This window comes from Aurantimonas sp. E1-2-R+4, from assembly GCF_036549515.1.
Classification (GTDB): domain Bacteria; phylum Pseudomonadota; class Alphaproteobacteria; order Rhizobiales; family Rhizobiaceae; genus Aurantimonas; species Aurantimonas coralicida_A.
Genome location: NZ_JAZHLK010000003.1, coordinates 77,653 through 95,446 on the forward strand (window position 1 = coordinate 77,653; position 17,794 = coordinate 95,446).

Below are 17,794 nucleotides of genomic sequence, written 5' to 3' on the forward strand. Positions count from 1 at the left end.
CTGAGCGGTCAGTCGGCGGTTTCGCTCGTCGTCATCTGCCGCTGGCGCTCGCGTAGCGCCGCGGCTTTCTCCTCGGTGAGCCGGTCGATGCAATGCGGGCAGGAGACGCCGTCCTCGTAGGCCGACGATGCCTGATCATCGGGCGAGAGCGGCGCCCCGCAGCCGAAACACGCGGCCCAGTCGGTCGCCTCCAGCCCGTGGCCGACGGCGACCCGCCCGTCGAAGACGTAGCAGTCGCCCCGCCAGCGGCTGTCGTCTTCCGGCACCTCCTCGAGATATTTCAGGATGCCGCCCCTGAGGTGGAAAACGCTCTCGAACCCCTTCGACAGCATGTAGGCCGAGGCCTTTTCGCAGCGGATGCCGCCCGTGCAGAACATCGCAACCTTTCGATGGGCCTTCGGGTCGAGGCTGGCCGCGACGAAATCCTTGAATTCGGTGAAATTGTCGATGCCGGGGTCGATCGCCCCCTCGAAGCCGCCGACCTTGGTCTCGTAACGGTTGCGGGTGTCGACGACGACCACCTCCGGATCGGCAATCAGCGCGTTCCAGTCCTGCGCTTCGACATAGGTGCCGACTTGCATCGACGGATTGGCCTCGGGCGCGCGCATGGTGATGATCTCGGGCCGGATGCGGATCTTCAGCCGCGCGAAGGGCCAGGCATCGGCTTCGGAGAATTTGACCTCGCCGCGCCGGATGCCGCAGCGGCGGTCGAGTTCGTCGATGATCGCGGCGATCGCCGGCTTCGTTCCGGCGATGGTGCCGTTGACACCCTCGGGCGCGATCAGGATCGTACCGCGTGCCTCGCGCTCGGCGCAGAAGGCGGCGAGCGCCGCCTTGAACGACGGCAGATCATCGAGCGGGACGAACCGGTAGAAGGCAGCGACGGTGAACGGCATGCCGCCTCATAGCGCCACGAGTCGCGCCTGACAAATGCGCGGGCGCGCCAGCGTTCCTCCAGCGGTGTCGGCCTGTGTCCGGGCGATCGGCGAATTTTCTCCCGCGTTGCGGTGACGGCCGACCGGAAGATGATAAGAGAGGGAAACGAATCCCGCCACCTGCTCGCAACCCTTCGGAGTTCCATCGCCCGTGCTCGACCGTGTCATCGGCGTCGTGCTGATCGTCACCGCCTTTGCCGTCCTCCTGCGCGAATGGACCGGCGACGCGACGGCGTCGATGGTCGGCTCGGCAGGGATCGTGGCATTTCTCGCGCTTGCCGCGCCCCGCGCGCGTCCGTCGCGGCAGGCTTTCGTCGCGGCCGGCCTCGGCCTTGTCGCGGCCGCCGTCATTTTCCGGCCCGACTGGCAAGACATCGCGCTTCGCGGACTCGCCCAGGGATCGTTCATCGCGGCATTCTTCATCGCCCTCGCCTCGCTGCGCAATCCTGCCTCGACCTCGCCGGCGATCGCGCGCTGCGGGCAGTATCTGGCGACGCAGCCGCCGGGCAAGCGCTATCTGGCCCTGACGATCGGCGGCCACCTGTTCGCGCTCATCCTCAATTACGGCGCGATCTCGCTGCTCGGCGGCCTGACGGAAAGCATCGCGAATCGGGAGACCAACGCGCAGATTCGCGAGATCCGCAACCGACGCATGCTTTTGGCCATCCAGCGCGGCTTCGTCGCCACCCTGGCGTGGTCGCCGCTCGCCTTTGCCATGGCGATCACCACCTCGATCATCCCGGGCTCCTCTTGGAGCGGCGCGGCGGGCTTCGCCATTCTCAACGCCGTCCTGGTGACCTTCGTCGGCTGGGCGCTGGATTCGCTCTACAAGCCAAAGCTCTCGCAGCCGCGCCCGGCACGCGCGAAGCCGATCGGCAGCTGGCGCGACCTGAAGCCGCTGCTGGCGCTGTTGCTGCTGCTGTTTTCGGGCGTCGCGGCGCTCGAGCTTTTGACCGGCCTGCGGATGATCGCGGTAGTCATGCTGCTGGTCCCGACGCTGGCCGTCGGCTGGCTGTTCGTCCAGACGCGTGGGCCGGAGGGCACCGCGTGGCGCTGGCTCACCCATCTGCGGACCTTTACGATCGCTGAGGTGCCATCCTACCAGTCGGAGCTCGTCCTCCTGGTCATGGCCGGGTTCATCGGCACGGTCGGCAGCGCGCTGCTGCAGCCATTGATGGAAAGCCAACCGGCCGGTCTTGCCGCGCTTCCCGGCCCGCTCGTCCTGGTCGCATTGGTCTGGATCATCCCGCTGCTCGGCCAGATCGGCATGAACCCTCTGCTGTCGGTTTCGCTGCTCGCCCCGTTGCTTCCGTCCGCCGAAACCCTGGGAGTCTCGCCGAACGCCATCATCGTTGCGCTGACCGCCGGCTGGGCGTTGACCGGCGCGTCGTCGCCCTTCACGGCGACGACCATGCTGGTCGGCCGACTTGGCCATACCAGTGCGCTCCAAGTCGGCCTGGTCTGGAACCGCGGCTTCAATCTCGTCGCCGGACTGGCGTTGTCGCTGTCGGTGTTGGTTGCCGCGCTGCTGTGACTGTTCCATTTTGGCCCGGATAGACGGCAAGCGCTTTCCCGCACGCGGCGATTGCACTACTTCAAGCGGCGTCCTGCACGCCGACGCCCAAACCCTCCGGTCGAGACGAACGGCTCCATATTTTCCCGAAAGCTTTCTTGGCGATGGAATTTCTGACGGCAGAATCCCTGACGGCGCTGGCGCAGGTCATCATGATCGATCTGGTGCTCGCCGGCGACAATGCCGTGGTGATCGGTCTCGCCGCGGCCGGCCTGCCGGCCGCGCAACGCGGCAAGGCGATCCTCGTCGGCATCATCGCCGCCACGGTGCTGCGCATCGGCTTCGCCACGGTCACGACGCAGCTGCTCGAGATCGTCGGCCTGCTTTTGGCTGGCGGGCTGCTGCTGCTCTGGGTGAGTTGGAAGATGTGGCAGGAGCTGCGGGTGCCGGACCTCGCCGCCGAAGCCGCGCTCTATGGCGACAGCGCAAGCCTGGCACCGCGCAAGTCGCTCAGCCAAGCGATCTGGCAGATCGTTCTCGCCGATGTCTCGATGTCGCTCGACAACGTGCTCGCCATCGCCGGCGCGGCCCGCGAGCACCTCTGGGTGCTGGTGCTCGGCCTGATCCTGTCGATCGCGCTGATGGGCCTCGCCGCGACGCTGATCGCGCGGCTGCTCGGCCGCTATCGCTGGATAGGCTATATCGGCCTGGTGATCATCCTCTATGTCGCGCTGAAGATGATCTACGAAGGCTGGCAGGAGACCGCGCCGTACCTGCTGGGCTGAAGCCGGCGACAGGCAAAAGCGAGGCGATGGTCGGTCGCCCGTGGTGTCGTCAGCGGGCCCTGCGAGGTGAGCCGCCGAGGCCGGAAAACATGGCTAATCCTGAATTTATTTGCCTTTAAGGAATCATCCGCTTGAACGGCGCGACTCGATTCGGCGCGGCTTTGTTCGAATGATGTTCTTGTTTCATTCCCAAAATCATGCTTACCTTGAGGCATTCTTGGTCAAGGCGGCCGCACTCCCCGTGGCGGGGAACAGGCCGCCGGTTCGAGGGGGTGACGCCATGGTGTCGCGCGTCAAGACCGTCGCGTTTCAGGGAATCGAGGCCGTCCCGGTCGACGTCCAGGTCATGGTCGCCCCCGGCAAGGTCGGCATCCAGATCGTCGGCCTGCCCGACAAGGCGGTCGCCGAAAGCCGGGAACGCGTCCAGGCGGCGCTGCACGCCTCGGGCCTGTCGATGCCGCCCAAAAAGGTCACCGTCAACCTCGCCCCGGCCGACCTGCCCAAGGAGGGCAGCCACTACGACCTGCCGATCGCGCTCGGACTGATGGCGGCGCTCGGCGCGATCCCCTCCGACATGCTCGCGGGCTACGTTGTCCTGGGAGAACTCTCGCTCGATGGCATGCTGACTGCGGTGGCCGGGACGCTCCCCGCCGCGATCGGCGCCAACGCCATCGGTCTCGGGCTGATCTGCCCGGCCGATTGTGGCGCGGAAGCGGCCTGGGCAAGCGGCGACATGGACATCATTGCCGCCCGCAGCCTGATCCAGATCGCCAATCATTTTCGCGGCACCCAGATCGTCGCGCGGCCGGAACCGGCGGTCAGGGCCGCGCCCGCCAACCTGCCGGACCTCTCCGAGATCAAGGGGCAGACGGTCGCCAAGCGGGCGCTCGAAATCGCCGCCGCGGGCGGCCACAATCTCCTGATGGTCGGACCGCCCGGCTCCGGCAAGTCGATGCTCGCCCAGCGGCTGCCCTCGATCCTGCCGGCGCTGACCCCCAAGGAACTCCTCGAAGTCTCGATGATCGCCTCGATCGCCGGAGAACTCTCCGGGGGAAAGCTCTCCGACCGGCGCCCGTTCCGCGCGCCGCATCATTCCGCCTCCATGGCGGCGATGGTCGGCGGCGGCTTGCGCGCCCGGCCCGGCGAGGTGTCGCTCGCCCATCGCGGCGTCCTCTTCCTCGACGAGTTTCCCGAATTCTCGCCGGTGGTGCTCGACTCGCTGCGGCAGCCGCTCGAGGCGGGCGAGAGCGTCATCGCGCGGGCCAATCACCGCGTCACCTATCCAGCCAAGATGCAGCTGGTCGCGGCGATGAATCCCTGTCGCTGCGGCATGGCCGGCGAGCCCGGCCGCTCCTGCGCGCGCGGGGCCCGCTGCGCGGCCGATTATCAGGCGCGGATCTCGGGCCCACTGATGGACCGGATCGATCTGCGCGTCGACGTGCCGGCGGTCACCGCCGCCGACATGATCCGGCCGCAGCCGTCCGAGACGTCACTGGCGGTCAAGGCACGGGTGGCGGCGGCCCGCGCGCTCCAGATCGAGCGTTACGAGGCCGAAGGCCTGTCCGGGGCGACGGTCAACGCCCATTGCTCGGCCGCCCTCATCGAGACGATCGCCGCGCCCGACGCCGAGGGCCTGAAGCTCCTACGGGATGCCGCCGAGCAGATGAGGTTCTCGGCCCGCGCCTATCACCGCATCCTGAAGGTCGCGCGCACCCTGGCCGATCTCGACCAGGACGAAACCGTCAGGCGTATTCATCTCGCCGAGGCGATCTCCTACCGCGTCGCCGGCGAGCGGCTGGCGGCCGCGGCGTGAGCGCGCAGCGCGATCGCCGGCAGCCGCCGAGGCCGTTGCCCCATTCGCAGTGGAGCGTCAGCCGCGCAGCGTGCCGCCAGTGGCCTTTTCGACCTGGGCGACGATCTTGGCCGAAACCGCTTCCAAATCTTCGTCGGTCAGCGTCCGGTCGGCCGGATTGAGGGTCACCTCGATGGCGACGGACTTCTTGCCTTCGCCGAGCGCTGCGCCGGAAAAGACGTCGAAGACGCGTACCTCGCCGACCAGCTTCCTGTCCGCACCCTCGGCGGCGCGCACGAGCTTCAGCGCCTCCACGCCGGCATCGACGACGAAGGCGAAGTCGCGGCGCACCGGCTGGAACGGCGACAGGGTCAGCACCGGCTTGGTGCGGGTGGCCTTGCGCTTGGGCTCGGGGATCGCGTCGAGGAACACCTCGAAGCCGCAGAACGCGCCGGCAGCGTCGATCTGCTTCAAGGTTTTGGGATGAAACTCGCCGAACTCGGCGAGGATCACCTTCGGGCCGAGCTTGATACGGCCGGAGCGGCCGGGATGATACCAATCGCTCGCAGGTGCTTCGATCATCAGCCGGTCGACGGGCGCACCGGCCGCTTCCAGCGCGGCGATGGCGTCGGCCTTGGCCTCAAAGACGGAGACGGCGGGGGCGTTGCCGTCCCAGGACCGGCCCGCGCCGCTATGCACGGCCGTCCCGCGCCGCACGCCGCCGGCGACGCGCATCTGGCCGTCCGGCTCGTCGGAGGCGTAGACCGCCGCCACCTCGAACAGGGCGGTGTCGCCATAGCCCCGGGCAGCGTTGCGGCTTGCGGCCGCGATCAGGCCCGGCAGCAGCGAAGGCCGCATGTCGGACATGTCCGCCGAGATCGGATTTTCCAGCTTCAGCGCCTCAGTGCCGCCGCCGAAAGCCATGGCGTGGTTCTCGGGAATGAAGCTGTAGTTCACGGTCTCGACCATGCCGCGCGCGGCCAGCGCCCGGCGGGCGGCACGGTCGCGGATCTGCGGAACGGTGAGGATGCGGGTGTTGACGGAAGCCGCGGCCGCCAGCGGCTGGGGTTCGATCGTCTCGACGCCGGTGAGGCGCATGATCTCCTCGACGAGATCGGCCTTGCCGTCCACGTCGGGGCGCCAGCTCGGAACCGTCACGCTTGCCGCCGCGCCGTCGCTCGACACACCGAAGCCGAGCCGCTTCAAGATGGCCACCTGCTCGTCCGGCGTGACGGTCAGCCCGGTCAACCGCTCGACTTCGCCGAAGGGCAACGGGATCGACCGCGTCTCACGCGTCGCTTCCGCGACGACGGTGCGCCGCGACGGCGTGCCGCCGCAAATATCGAGGACCAGACGCGTCGCGAGGTCCAGCCCCGGCTCCATGAAGGCCGGGTCGACGCCGCGCTCGAAGCGGTAGCGGGCGTCGGTAATGATGCCGAGCGTCCGGCCGGTGCGGGCGATGTCGACCGGCTCCCAAAGCGCCGACTCGATGAGGACGTCGGTGGTCGCCGCGTCGCAGCCGGACTGTTCGCCGCCCATGATCCCGGCGATCGATTCCACTCCTTTGTCGTCGGCGATGACGCACATGCCGTCGGCGAGCGTGTAGGTGCGGCCATCGAGCGCCAGCACCGCCTCGCCGGCCTTGGCGTCGCGCACGACGAGATCGCCCGCCACCTTGGCGGCGTCGAAGACGTGCAGGGGCCGGCCGCGGTCGAAGGTGACGTAGTTGGTGATGTCGACGAGGGCGTTGATCGGGCGAAGTCCGATCGCCCGCAGACGCTTCTGCATCCACTGCGGCGAGGCGCCGTTGGCGACTCCCGCCACCTGGCGGAGCGCGAAGCCGGTGCAGGTGGCGCTCTCGACACGAACGGCGACCGGGCAGTCGCCTTCCCCTTCGATCCGCTCCGACGCCTTCGTCTTCAACGTTCCGAGGCCGGAGGCGGCGAGATCGCGCGCGATGCCGGCAACGCCGGTCGCGTCGGGGCGGTTCGGCGTCAAATTGATCTCGATGACCGGGTCGGCGAGATCGGCATAGTCGGCGAATTTGGCGCCGACCGGTGCGTCTTCCGCCAGATCGATGATCCCGTCATGGCTGTCGGAGAGTTCCAGTTCGCGCTCGGAACACATCATGCCGTGGGATTCGACGCCGCGAATCCGCCCGATCGACAGGGTCGTGTCGATGCCTGGCACATAGGTGCCGGGGATCGCGAGGACGCCGACCAGCCCGGCGCGGGCGTTCGGCGCGCCGCAGACGATCCGCAGCGGCTTGCCGTCGTTAATCTCCGGCCCGGCCTCGACGGTCAACACCTTCAGCTTGTCGGCGTCAGGGTGCTTTTCGGCGGAGAGCACCCGCGCGATCCGGAACGGCGCGAACACGGCGCGGTCGTCGACGGCTTCGACCTCCAACCCGATCATCGTCAGGCGTTCGCAGATAGCGGCAAGGGATGCGTCGGTGTCGAGATGATCCTTGAGCCAGGAGAGGGTGAATTTCATGGGAAGCGATCGTCGGTTGGGTTGCGAGCGGGCCTTGCGGCGCGAAGGATGGATGTCTCGAAGAACGGAGCCGGCGCTCGGCGCAAGACACGCGCCGGGCGCGGCCCTGCTGCGTAGGACGCGAAGGTTGTCCGCGTCAACGGAAAGGTCGCCGGCGGAAGACTACCGGAAATGCCCGCTCTACGGATTCGGGCCGTCGGAGGAGGTGATTTCGCCGGCCACGCGACGGACGGCCGCGTTGGCATGGACGAAGCGATAGGTGAACAGCGCGACGACGGCGAAAATCGCATACAGGAACAACAGCGTTCCCCAACTGAGCGGGGAATCGAAGCCGAATTTGTCGAGGATTGCCGGCAGGCCGACGCCGGTGAAGAACGAAGCGAGCGCGGCCGGCGTCGGCGGCATCGAGCGATAGTAGAAGGCGAACAGGCCGACGGTCACCAGCGCCACCACGATGCGGCCGAGCGACGACAGCAGCGCGAAGAAGGCACCATCGGCGAACAGCCAGTGGAAAAAATCGACGACAAGCAAGCCGATGATCGCGCCGGCGACGACGGCGATCACTTCGAGGACGATCATGCGCGGGGACATGGCGGGGTTCCGTTGTTGCCTTGAAGGATGTCCATCTGCGGCATTGCGTCAGAAATCAAGGCCGCTCTACGCTGAACCGCCGATATCGCGGCAGGCCATCCTCGATCGCCGGAAAATCCAGCGCCTCGCACAGAAAGGCGTGATGGGTCGGCGGGTAGCATTGCGGCGCGTCCATCGCTCCGAGAACGAAGTAAATGCGATCAGCCAGCCGATCGTCGCGATAGGCGATCGGCGTCCCGCATTCGGGACAGAACGAGCGCCTGGCCGGGCCATCGCCATAGTCCTTCTCGCCTGCCGCCTCGAAGGTGACGTCATCGCGGTAGAAGCCGACGAAAGCCAGAACCGGCGCACCGGACGCCTTGCGGCAGTCACGGCAGTGGCAATAGCTGGTGAAAATTGGGTCGGCCGAGGCACGAAAGCGGACGCGTCCGCAACGGCAGCCGCCAGCGTGGCGGACATCAGGGGGCGCTCTTTCGCTCACCTTCCGGCGGCCTTCACATGTTCGGCCAGAACCGCGTTGATCCGCGACTGCCAGCCCGGACCGCCAGCGCGAAAATGATCGATCACCGAGCGGTCGAGCCTCAGGCCGACGCGCTCCTTGGTCGGCGCTTTCTGGGAGCCGCGTTGAGCCCGAAGCCTGGCGAAGGCATCCACGAGCTCGGGATGGACTTCGCGTGCCCGTTTAAAGTGGCGAAAATCCTCCGCCGTCAGTTCGCGGACCTCGCCGTCCTCGTCGGTCAGCGGCGGCCTATCGTCCGGCAGTCTGCTCATAGTCCTCGATCTCCCGGCTATTGGCCTTTCGGAACGAAATGATCCGGACGCAGTCCCAACGGTACGTATAACAGACGACGCATACGCGACCGCGGAAATAACCGGTGGAGATCATCCGTGCCTCGCCATAGGGACGCCGATTGTCCTCAACGGTCGTTGCCGTTTCGAACTCGAACTCCACGACATCCGCAAAGTCGAGGCCGCGTTCCAAAAGCGTGCGCCGCCGTTTTTCTTCGTCCCATTCAAGCTCCAATGGCGGCGCCCGTCAATCAAATCGTGGCCACAATCCGATCCGTCAAGAGCTCAAGCCTCCGAACAGGGTTGGCATGTCGAGCGGCCGGAAGCCGTAATGCTCGAGCCAGCGGATGTCGGCGTCGAAGAAGGCGCGCAGATCCGGCATGCCGTATTTCAGCATGGCGAGACGATCGATGCCCATGCCCCAGGCAAAGCCCTGATATTCGTCCGGATCGAGGCCGCCGGAGCGCAAGACGTTCGGATGCACCATGCCGCAGCCCAGGATCTCCATCCAGTCCGAGCCTTCGCCGAACCGCACCTCGCCGGGCTTGGACCGGTCGCACTGGATGTCGACTTCCAGCGAAGGCTCGGTGAACGGGAAGAAGGAGGGGCGGAAGCGCATGTTCAGCGACGGCACCTCGAAGAACGTCTTGCAGAACTCTTCCAGCACCCACTTCATATTGGCGACATTGGCTGTCTTGTCGACGACCAACCCCTCGACCTGATGGAACATCGGCGAATGGGTCGCATCGGAATCCTGCCGATAGGTCTTGCCCGGAATGACGATGCGGATCGGCGGCTTCTGGCTCTCCATGGTGCGGATCTGCACGGGCGAAGTGTGGGTGCGCAGCACCTTGCGTTCGCCCGCCGCGTTCGCCTTCAGGAAGAAGGTGTCGTGCATTTCGCGGGCCGGGTGGCCTTCGGGAAAATTCAGCGCGGTGAAATTGTAGTAGTCGGTCTCGATGTCCGGACCTTCGGCGATGGCAAAGCCCATGTCGGCGAAGATCGCGGTGATCTCGTCGACGACCTGGCTGATCGGATGGATGCGCCCGCGCGCCGCCGGGCTCGGACGCACCGGCAAGGTGACGTCGACCCGCTCGGCGGCGAGCCGCGCCGCGATCGCCACGTCAGCCAATTGCTCGCGGCGTGTCGCGATCGCCGCCTGGACCCTATCGCGCAGCCCATTGAGCCTGGGACCCGCCTCGCGGCGCTCCTCCGGGCTCATCTTGCCGAGGCCTTTCAGCATCTCGGAAATGCGGCCCTTCTTGCCGAGCTCGGCAAGCCGGATCGCCTCCAGCGCGGCCTCGTCGCCGGCCGCTGCGATATCGGCCTCGAGCCGTGCTTCGAACGCTTCGGTGTCGCTCACCTGTCACTCCATGCTTTGCCGCGCCGGCGGCCTGGCGGCCTGATTAGCGCTTGCGGCGCGCCGAGGGAAGTCGCCAGCGCCCTCCCGAAACGCGGAAGGCCCGCGCAGCGGTGCGGCGCGGGCCTTCCTGGCGTCATATGCGGCGTGGCTTCAGGCCGCGCGCTTCTCGCCGACGGCGCGCTCGTAGGCGCCTTCGAACTTGCTGTCCTTGAGATAGGCCAGTGCCGACTTCGCCTGCTCGCAGAGAACCGCGAAGGCCTCCGGCTCGTGGATCGCGATGTCGGACAGAACCTTGCGGTCGACCTCGATCCCGGCCTTGCCCAGACCGTCGATGAAGCGGCCATAGGTCAGGCCATGCTCACGGACGGCCGCGTTGATGCGCTGAATCCACAAAGCGCGGAAATTGCGCTTCTTTACGCGGCGATCGCGCGTGGCGTACTGCTTCGACCGGTCGACGGCGGCCTTGGCGGCGCGGATGGTGTTCTTGCGGCGGCCGTAGAAACCCTTGGCCTGCTTGAGAACCTTCTTGTGCTTGGCATGGGACGTGACGCCCCGTTTCACTCTCGCCATGATCTTGCTCCTGGAATTCTAGAAATGCGCGACGCCGCTCAGCGGTCGTAGGGCATGTAGGTCTTGACGATCCGCTCGTCTGGCTTCGACAAAATCATCGTGCCACGCGAGTCGCGAAGGAAGTCGTTGGAGCGTTTGATCATGCCATGGCGCTTGCCGGCGGCACCCGCCTTCACGCGGCCGGAGGCCGTCATTCTAAAGCGCTTCTTGGCGCTCGCCTTGGTCTTCATCTTGGGCATTTTGCTCTCCTAACGTGAGGATCGCGACTAGACGGGCCACCGTTTCCGGCTTGCTCCGCTCCGGTCTCATTCGGAATTGTCGCGACAGCATTGAGAACCGCCACGGCATGCCCTGCCGGTCGGTTCGCTTGGACGACGGGCTTATAAGGCGCCTCGCAAGCGGACGCAAGAGCCCTCGCGCGCGGGCCACGGCGGCGGGACGAAAATCCGCGGCCCTCGCTGGCTCCGATCGCTCCCCCGCTTCCTCGCTTTCCGGCGACTTCCACAACGCGGAATTGGTCCCTTGCCATCCAACACACTCGATGAAAAGATGCTGGTGGGGCAAGGGATGGAGAGCAATGACGCTCATTCAATTTCCGGGGCGACTCGGCGATGTCCGGGAAAAAACGGCCCTTGCTTCGATTTGCCCCTGTCACTGGGCGGCGGTTCTAACTTCGCTGGAGCGACTTTTTCCCAGTGCCTCGGCTGTGCTGGAGCGCGTTGGCGCCGGCGCGGTCGATAGCGGGCGATTATTCGCCGCCGGCAATCCAACGTTGCGCCGGATTGTCGGCGCACGATGGGATGCCCAGGGCCTCGATTACCTTTCCGTCGGCACGATCTTTCGGATGAGCGAATTGCCGGAGACCGGCCTGCCCTCGTCCCGGCGGCGCGACGACGGCATCGCCCATGGCGGGGCGGGGATCGTCCTTCATCGGCGGGCCTCCCGTCTCTGGGTTCTGTCGGTTCAGGTTCCGCTCCCGCTCGGCGATCGATACGACGCGGCCATCGCGACGCTTCTGCGCCGGCTGGCGCCGGATCTGCGACGGTCGTTTCTGATCTCGTACGGCCTTGGCACGACCGAGCAGCCCGACCGGGCGACGATCGAGTCGATCTGGGACGAACTGTCCGTCGGGGTCGTCTTATTGTCGGCAGGCCTGAGGCCCTTGGCCGTGAACACGGCCGCCGAGGAGATCGTCACCACCCGCCGGTTCTTTGCTCCGCTGGGGTGCCGCGGCTCGTTGCGTGCGGCCGTCAACAACGACAATGACCGCCTGCGTCTGGCAGCCAGCCGTATCGTATACGGGGAAAGCGACGTGGAGACCGTCGACCTCAAAGGGGTCCGATGCACGGCTCCGCTGCCTGTCACGCTTCGCGCCGTGGGGCGCGGGACTGGAAGCAGACGGTTCAACGCGTTGGCCAAGGGCGTCGAGGAAACCCTCGTGGCGATCATCGGGGATTGCGAACCATCATACGGCAACACGAATGCGCTGCGCGCCTCGGCGGCAAATCGATAGGCCCACCTAAGCGAAAGGCCGCCAGCGTTCGGCGCCACAGGATCAGGCCGGGATTTCGCCCGGGCGGTCAGGCGAGCGGCGGCAAGGTTTTACATTCCCCGCGCCGCAAGGTGTGTACCGCGGACCCGGATGAGCCGTTCAGCCTCGCGGTGCCAAGACCATCATCATCTGGCGGCCTTCAAGCTTCGGCTCGGCCTCGACCTTCGAGATTTCAGCCGTTTCCTCGCGAACGCGGTTCAGAAGCCGCATGCCGAGTTCCTGATGGGCCATTTCACGCCCACGGAACCGCAACGTGACCTTGACCTTGTCGCCCTCGTCGAAGAAGCGACGGACCGACTTCATCTTGGTCTCGTAGTCGTGTTCATCGATGTTCGGCCGCATCTTGATCTCTTTGACCTCGATGGTCTTCTGGCGCCGTCGCGTCTCAGCGGCCTTCTTCTGGCTCTCGTATTTCAGCTTGCCCAGGTCGAGAATCTTGCAGACCGGCGGATTGGCGGTCGGCACGATCTCGACGAGATCCAACCCCGCGTCCTCGGCCATCGTCAAAGCGTCCTGCGTCGCCACAGGCCCGAGGTTCGTCCCCTCGGTATCGATCAACTGAACCTGCGGAACGCGAATCTCCTTGTTGGAGCGCGGCCCCTCTTTCTGGGTCGGCGGTGCACGAAATGGTCTGCGAATGGTCGTTCTCTCCTGTTATTGACGATCCCGGGTGGGCCATGAAAACGCCAACGGCTGCCGGATTCCCCTGCCTTATGGGAAAACCGAACGTCAAAGTTTCATCACGCGCCCAATCAGCGGCGTCCTCTATAGCATCGACATCGGCGAATGGCACGCCCACCGCGATAAAAAGCTGCCATGACGGTCATGGCGACCCTTTCGCCAGCTCGTTCTTCGCGTCATTAGCGCACGGACGGTCACTGCCCGACACCATCGAACATGGAACCTGCCAACCGGTTTCGCCAGTACCGCCCATCAATCCGGCAACGAAAGGACCGCGACGATCATGCAGTCAGAGACCAAGGCGGAACAGCCGCGCACCATCACCGTCGGCTCCGGGTCGAGCGCCCGCACGATCGCCTTTCGCACCCAGGCGGGTGACGCGCCGGCGCTCGTCTGGCTCGGTGGCTACCGGTCCGACATGCACGGAACCAAGGCCGAGCACCTGGCGCAACTGGCCGAAAAACAGGCGCTCGCCTTTTGCCGGCTGGATTATTCCGGCCATGGCGAGTCCGGCGGGCGGTTCGAGGACGGCACGATCGGCCGCTGGACCGAGGAGGCCGCCGCGGTCATCGACGCCGCGGTCGACGGTCCGGCGATCCTCATCGGCTCATCGATGGGGGCCTGGATCGCGCTGCGTCTCGTCCAGATGGCGCTGGCGGCCGGAAAGCCAGCCAAGGTCGCCGGGCTTTTGCTGCTGGCGCCGGCACCGGACTTCACCCATCGGCTGATGGAACCGAAGTTGCGCGACGACCAACGCGCGGCCCTTGAGCGCGACGGCTTCATCGCCGAACCCTCCGACTACTCGCCGGAGCCGAACATCTATACCCGGAAGCTGTTCGAGGACGGCGCCGCGAATTTGGTCATGGAGGGTCTGATCGAGACCCGATGTCCGGTGACGATCATCCAGGGCATGGCGGATCAGGACGTGCCGTTCGCGCACGCGCTCGAACTGGTGACGCATCTGCCGTCGGAGGGCGTCATCGTGACCCTGATCCGTGACGGCGACCATCGTCTGTCGCGGCCGCAGGATCTCGAACTCATCGAGCGCGCCGCCCTCGATCTGGTAACCGCGGCGCGCGACGGCAGCTGACCAAAGGTTCCGCTCCAATCCTCCGCGACGACTGATGGGGGGTCGATGTCATATTTTTGTCACTTACGCCGCGGCCCGCCGCGATAATTCCCTTTCATTCCCTCGACTTAGTTGGCTGCACTGGCGCGCGATTCCGGCCGTTGGCCGCGGGTAAACTCTCGCTATCGACGATGAGCCTTGAGTGGGGCTGGTCATTGAAGCTTCTGCAACCCTCTGAATGTGTTGACAGTTTTCACGATTGCTTCAACCATGAGCCATCTACGCATTTTTCGTACAAAGGGGAGTACGAAATGGGGGCCTTTCGCGCATTTGGCGCCACGGTACTGCTTTGTCTGTCGGTCACTGCCACTTCGGCGCGCTCGGAGCCGCGTGGCGCCTTCATGGGCCTCGGCAATCCCACCACACAACCGATCGGCCATCTGCTCTTCTGTCAGGAATATTCGCGCGAGTGCGAGCCGCCCGCCGCAGGGATCACCGCAGCTCCACTGAAGCTGAGCCGTCCCCTCATCCTGTCGGTGGCTGCCGTGAACACGACCATCAACGCCCGCATCAAAGCCCGTTCCGACTTGGATATCTACGGTGTCGAGGAGCGCTGGGCCTATCCGGCCGTCGAGGGCGACTGCGAGGATTTCGTCCTCTTAAAACGCCGTGTGCTCTCACAGAAAGGCATCGATCTCGCCAACCTGTTGATCACGGTCGTCCTCAGGCCGGACGGCGAAGGCCACGCGGTGCTGACGTTGCGAACGACGCAGGGCGACTTCATCCTCGACAATCTCGAATGGCGTATCCTGGCCTGGGCGGACACGCCCTACAAATATCTCAAACGACAAAGCAGCGCCGATCCCGGCCGCTGGATCGACATTGGGCACGGCGGGGACGTAATCGTCAGCGCCGTCGAGAAATGACCCCGAGGGCGTCAGGCATTGCCAATGAGAACGCCGGCCGCGAAGACCAGCGCTCCGCCCAGGACCACCTGTAGCGCCGCCCGCAGAAAGGGCGTGTCCATATAGCGGTTCTGAATGAAGGCAATTGCCCACAGTTCGAAGAAGACGACGACGAAGGCGATCGCCGTCGCGGTCCAAAAGTCCGAAATCAGATAAGGCAAGGCATGGCCGAGACCGCCCAGCGCGGTCATCACGCCGGAAGCGATGCCGCGGCGCATGGGAGAGCCGCGTCCCGACAGCACGCCATCGTCGCTGGCCGCCTCGGTAAAGCCCATGGAGATGCCGGCACCGATTGATGCGGCAAGCCCGATCAGCAGCGTCTGGTGGCTGTCGTGGGTGGCGAAGGCGGCGGCGAAGATCGGTGCGAGCGTCGAGACGGACCCGTCCATCAACCCGGCAAGACCCGGCTGGACATAGGTGAGAATGAACGCCCGCCGCTCGGTCTCGGCCTCCTCCGACCGAACGCCTTCGGTGATCGTCTCATCGACAAGCGTCTGGGCGGTTCGCTCATGCTGTGCTTCGGCGGCGGCGAGATCGCCGAGCAATTGCCGAACGCCCGCGTCCTGACTGCGCTTTGCCGCCTCCCGATAGAAGGTCGCCGCCTGCCGTTCCATGTCAGCGGCCGCCTGACGCGCCCGCTCGATCCCGAGCGGGCGAACCAGCCAATCGGGCTTGCGTTGATAGAAGCCGCGAATATCGGAGCGGCGCACCAGCGGGATTCGTTCGCCGAATTTCTCGCGGAACAACTCGATCAAACGCCGGCGATGGCCATCCTCCTCCTCCGCCATCGCCTCGAAAATCTTGGCCGACGCCGGATAGTTCTCGCGCAAGCCGTCGGCGAAGGCACCATAGATCCGGCCATCCTCCTCTTCCGCTCCGATGGCGAGTGCAAGAATCTCGGCTTCCGACAGGTCGTCGATCGTTCGGCGGGTGAACGCGGTCATACGGCTCAACATCGGCAATTCTTTCTTTAGAATGATTCCAATCTATTGATTGGTTCTCTCGTTCGCAAGCCGCGCGAGACCGGTGTCAGGCATCCCGATCCGCCTTGGCGCCGCACCCGCGGCGAGGCCGCCAGGTAGTGTTCAGCCGACATTCATCATGATTACGAAAATATAAACACTTGAAAGACACGCCCGATTCATCGGCAGGCCCGATACATCGATCGGCCGTGTCGGTAGAAGGATGACCCATGCCTATCGACGACGACCGGCAGCTCGCCGAAGAGGTAGAAGCCGCACTCAAGGCGCTCGGGATCGCCCGTCTGCGTTCGCGCTCGACAGGCCCGGTACAGCGCTATGTCATGGAATTGAGTGGGACAAAGCTGACCGAGACGCCGTCGCCGGACGCGCAAACACCCCGATCCAAAACGGATTCATCGATGCCCGTCGCGCAAGACCAGGTCGGCTCTAGTCGGCGTCTCCTGCCTGCGGATCCGAGGGCTCTTCCTCCGTCGCCGGAATGACGTAGCTTCCGCTCAGCCAACGATGCAGGTCGACGGTTTTGCAGCGCGCCGAACAGAACGGGTAGTTTTCGCGCCCCGCGGCACGGCCGCATTCTGGACAACGCCGCTTGGGCCGGAGCGGCGTGACCGTGGCCGGACCGGGGCTCATGCGTCCTCCGTCGCGACCGTGGCGGCCTTCCACCGTGCATGGATGTCGTAACCCTCACCCGCCAGCAATGCCAGCGTTTCATAGAGCGGCAGGCCGACGACGTTGGTATAGGAGCCGACAAGCCGGACAACAAAGCTGCCGGCAAGCCCCTGGATGGCATAGCTGCCGGCCTTGCCTCGCCACTCGCCGGACGCGATGTAACTGTCGATGTCCTGGCGCGACAGCCGCTTGAAGCGGACCCGGGTCTCGATCAGGCGCTGGCGCAGCGCTCCCCGCGGGCCGATCAGGCAGACGCCGGTATAGACGCGATGGGTTCGCCCGGAGAGCGTCCGCAGATTAGCGACGGCGTCATCGACGAGTTCGCCCTTCGGCATGATCTGACGCCCCACGGAGACCACCGTGTCCGCAGCGACGATGTAGGATGGGCCGTCGATGTCGAGCTCGCGCAGCGCCTTGGCTGCGACTTCGGCCTTCGCCTTCGACAAGCGCTTGGCCAGCGAGCGGGGATGCTCGTTGCGCTGAGGGGTCTCGTCCAGATCGGCCGGCAGCAGGCGATCCGGCTCGATCCCGGCCTGATTGAGAAGTTCGAGCCGCCGGGGCGAACCCGAGGCGAGCACCAGGAGGGGGCGCGCTGACATCAAGTCGTCCGCTCGTCAGGCTATTTGAAACGATAGGTGATGCGACCCTTGGTCAGGTCGTAAGGCGTCATCTCGACGAGCACCTTATCGCCGGTCAGGACGCGAATGCGGTTCTTGCGCATCCGACCCGCCGTGTGGGCGATGATCTCATGCTCGTTTTCCAGCTTGATACGGAAGGTGGCGTTGGGCAGCAACTCGGTGACCGTACCGGGAAATTCGAGAACTTCTTCTTTTGCCATATGGTGTAGAGCCTTGAGCGATGTCGGAGCGGGAAGCGGAAGCTTCGCGGCGAAGGAAAGCCGCCCCGATCGGGCGGCGACGAATTGGAAATTCGCGCCATAAATCGGGGCAAACCGCCGAAAAAGCAATATGCCGCCACGATTTGGCGGCGCCGGTACCGTTCCGTCGGTGGGCGGCGATCCGGATGACGGTCGCGCGGCTCTTC

The 17,794-nt window shown here is 65.5% G+C and carries 21 protein-coding genes; 7 read left to right on the plus strand and 14 right to left on the minus strand.

Features of this window, described 5'->3' with window-relative positions; genetic code table 11:
* Positions 1–8: 8 nt before the first annotated feature.
* Positions 9–896: an oxygen-dependent tRNA uridine(34) hydroxylase TrhO gene (gene trhO / locus VQ045_RS02535; protein ID WP_331829053.1), complete on the minus strand. Its 888-nt coding sequence runs from the start codon at positions 894–896 to the stop codon at positions 9–11.
* A gap of 190 nt (positions 897–1,086) precedes the next feature.
* On the opposite strand from trhO, the gene VQ045_RS02540 reads away from it, so the two are divergent.
* The 3 genes from VQ045_RS02540 (at position 1,087) to VQ045_RS02550 (ending at position 5,046) form a co-directional block, all read left to right on the plus strand.
* Entirely contained in the window at positions 1,087–2,469 is a 1,383-nt protein-coding gene (locus VQ045_RS02540; RefSeq protein ID WP_331829054.1) for a hypothetical protein, read from the plus strand.
* A 143-nt stretch (positions 2,470–2,612) separates the two neighbouring features.
* A complete protein-coding gene (locus VQ045_RS02545) occupies positions 2,613–3,233 on the plus strand; it encodes a YjbE family putative metal transport protein (RefSeq protein WP_331829055.1) in 621 nt (206 codons plus the stop codon).
* 280 nt (positions 3,234–3,513) lie between these two features.
* Positions 3,514–5,046 carry a YifB family Mg chelatase-like AAA ATPase gene (locus tag VQ045_RS02550; RefSeq protein WP_327645249.1) on the plus strand — a complete coding sequence of 511 codons (1,533 nt, stop codon included), beginning with the start codon at positions 3,514–3,516 and terminating at the stop codon, positions 5,044–5,046.
* Positions 5,047–5,103: 57 nt separating this feature from the next.
* On the opposite strand, the gene pheT is transcribed toward VQ045_RS02550, so the two are convergent.
* The 8 genes from pheT to rpmI all read right to left on the minus strand — a co-directional run bounded on the left by pheT (position 5,104) and on the right by rpmI (position 11,070).
* Positions 5,104–7,518 carry a phenylalanine--tRNA ligase subunit beta gene (pheT, locus tag VQ045_RS02555; RefSeq protein ID WP_331829056.1) on the minus strand — a complete coding sequence of 805 codons (2,415 nt, stop codon included), beginning with the start codon at positions 7,516–7,518 and terminating at the stop codon, positions 5,104–5,106.
* Between the two features lie 180 nt (positions 7,519–7,698).
* Positions 7,699–8,109, minus strand: coding sequence for a hypothetical protein (locus tag VQ045_RS02560; protein ID WP_327645246.1), 411 nt, complete (start codon positions 8,107–8,109; stop codon positions 7,699–7,701).
* A 55-nt stretch (positions 8,110–8,164) separates the two neighbouring features.
* Positions 8,165–8,590 (minus strand): GFA family protein, encoded by a 426-nt coding sequence (locus VQ045_RS02565; RefSeq protein WP_331829057.1) that lies wholly within the window; start codon positions 8,588–8,590, stop codon positions 8,165–8,167.
* Positions 8,587–8,880, minus strand: a complete 294-nt coding sequence (locus VQ045_RS02570) for a BrnA antitoxin family protein (RefSeq protein ID WP_327624337.1) — start codon at positions 8,878–8,880, stop codon at positions 8,587–8,589. Before VQ045_RS02570 ends, VQ045_RS02565 begins: the two co-directional genes overlap by 4 nt.
* Positions 8,858–9,133: a BrnT family toxin gene (locus VQ045_RS21940; protein WP_327645244.1), complete on the minus strand. Its 276-nt coding sequence runs from the start codon at positions 9,131–9,133 to the stop codon at positions 8,858–8,860. Before VQ045_RS21940 ends, VQ045_RS02570 begins: the two co-directional genes overlap by 23 nt.
* Before the next feature lie 42 nt (positions 9,134–9,175).
* Positions 9,176–10,261, minus strand: a complete 1,086-nt coding sequence (pheS, locus tag VQ045_RS02575; protein WP_327624338.1) for a phenylalanine--tRNA ligase subunit alpha — start codon at positions 10,259–10,261, stop codon at positions 9,176–9,178.
* A 150-nt stretch (positions 10,262–10,411) separates the two neighbouring features.
* Entirely contained in the window at positions 10,412–10,831 is a 420-nt protein-coding gene (gene rplT / locus VQ045_RS02580; RefSeq protein ID WP_327624340.1) for a 50S ribosomal protein L20, read from the minus strand.
* Between the two features lie 38 nt (positions 10,832–10,869).
* A complete protein-coding gene (rpmI, locus tag VQ045_RS02585; RefSeq protein ID WP_327624341.1) occupies positions 10,870–11,070 on the minus strand; it encodes a 50S ribosomal protein L35 in 201 nt (66 codons plus the stop codon).
* Positions 11,071–11,408: 338 nt separating this feature from the next.
* Between rpmI and VQ045_RS02590 the strand changes: the two genes are divergently transcribed.
* Positions 11,409–12,344, plus strand: coding sequence for a hypothetical protein (locus VQ045_RS02590; RefSeq protein WP_331829058.1), 936 nt, complete (start codon positions 11,409–11,411; stop codon positions 12,342–12,344).
* A 138-nt stretch (positions 12,345–12,482) separates the two neighbouring features.
* Here the strand turns inward: VQ045_RS02590 and infC are convergent, their stop codons facing one another.
* On the minus strand, positions 12,483–13,022 hold the full coding sequence (infC, locus tag VQ045_RS02595) for a translation initiation factor IF-3 (RefSeq protein ID WP_327624404.1): 540 nt from the start codon (positions 13,020–13,022) through the stop codon (positions 12,483–12,485).
* Positions 13,023–13,347: 325 nt separating this feature from the next.
* Between infC and VQ045_RS02600 the strand changes: the two genes are divergently transcribed.
* Both VQ045_RS02600 and VQ045_RS02605 read left to right on the plus strand, forming a co-directional pair.
* A complete protein-coding gene (locus VQ045_RS02600; RefSeq protein WP_331829059.1) occupies positions 13,348–14,154 on the plus strand; it encodes an alpha/beta hydrolase in 807 nt (268 codons plus the stop codon).
* Between the two features lie 140 nt (positions 14,155–14,294).
* Entirely contained in the window at positions 14,295–15,059 is a 765-nt protein-coding gene (locus VQ045_RS02605) for a transglutaminase-like cysteine peptidase (RefSeq protein WP_331829060.1), read from the plus strand.
* An 11-nt stretch (positions 15,060–15,070) separates the two neighbouring features.
* On the opposite strand, the gene mbfA is transcribed toward VQ045_RS02605, so the two are convergent.
* A complete protein-coding gene (gene mbfA / locus VQ045_RS02610; protein WP_331829061.1) occupies positions 15,071–16,054 on the minus strand; it encodes an iron exporter MbfA in 984 nt (327 codons plus the stop codon).
* A 236-nt stretch (positions 16,055–16,290) separates the two neighbouring features.
* Between mbfA and VQ045_RS02615 the strand changes: the two genes are divergently transcribed.
* Positions 16,291–16,563, plus strand: coding sequence for a hypothetical protein (locus VQ045_RS02615; protein ID WP_331829100.1), 273 nt, complete (start codon positions 16,291–16,293; stop codon positions 16,561–16,563).
* On the opposite strand, the gene yacG is transcribed toward VQ045_RS02615, so the two are convergent.
* The 3 genes from yacG to infA are packed head-to-tail and all read right to left on the minus strand — an operon-like array spanning position 16,508 to position 17,588.
* A complete protein-coding gene (gene yacG / locus VQ045_RS02620) occupies positions 16,508–16,711 on the minus strand; it encodes a DNA gyrase inhibitor YacG (RefSeq protein ID WP_327645235.1) in 204 nt (67 codons plus the stop codon). The two genes, VQ045_RS02615 and yacG, sit on opposite strands and share 56 nt — an antisense overlap.
* The gene (locus tag VQ045_RS02625) at positions 16,708–17,349 is read right to left on the minus strand and encodes a Maf-like protein (RefSeq protein WP_327624347.1); all 642 of its coding nucleotides are present in this window, start codon (positions 17,347–17,349) and stop codon (positions 16,708–16,710) included. Before VQ045_RS02625 ends, yacG begins: the two co-directional genes overlap by 4 nt.
* Positions 17,350–17,369: 20 nt before the next feature.
* Positions 17,370–17,588: a translation initiation factor IF-1 gene (infA, locus tag VQ045_RS02630; protein ID WP_024349579.1), complete on the minus strand. Its 219-nt coding sequence runs from the start codon at positions 17,586–17,588 to the stop codon at positions 17,370–17,372.
* Between the last annotated feature and the right edge of the window lie 206 nt (positions 17,589–17,794).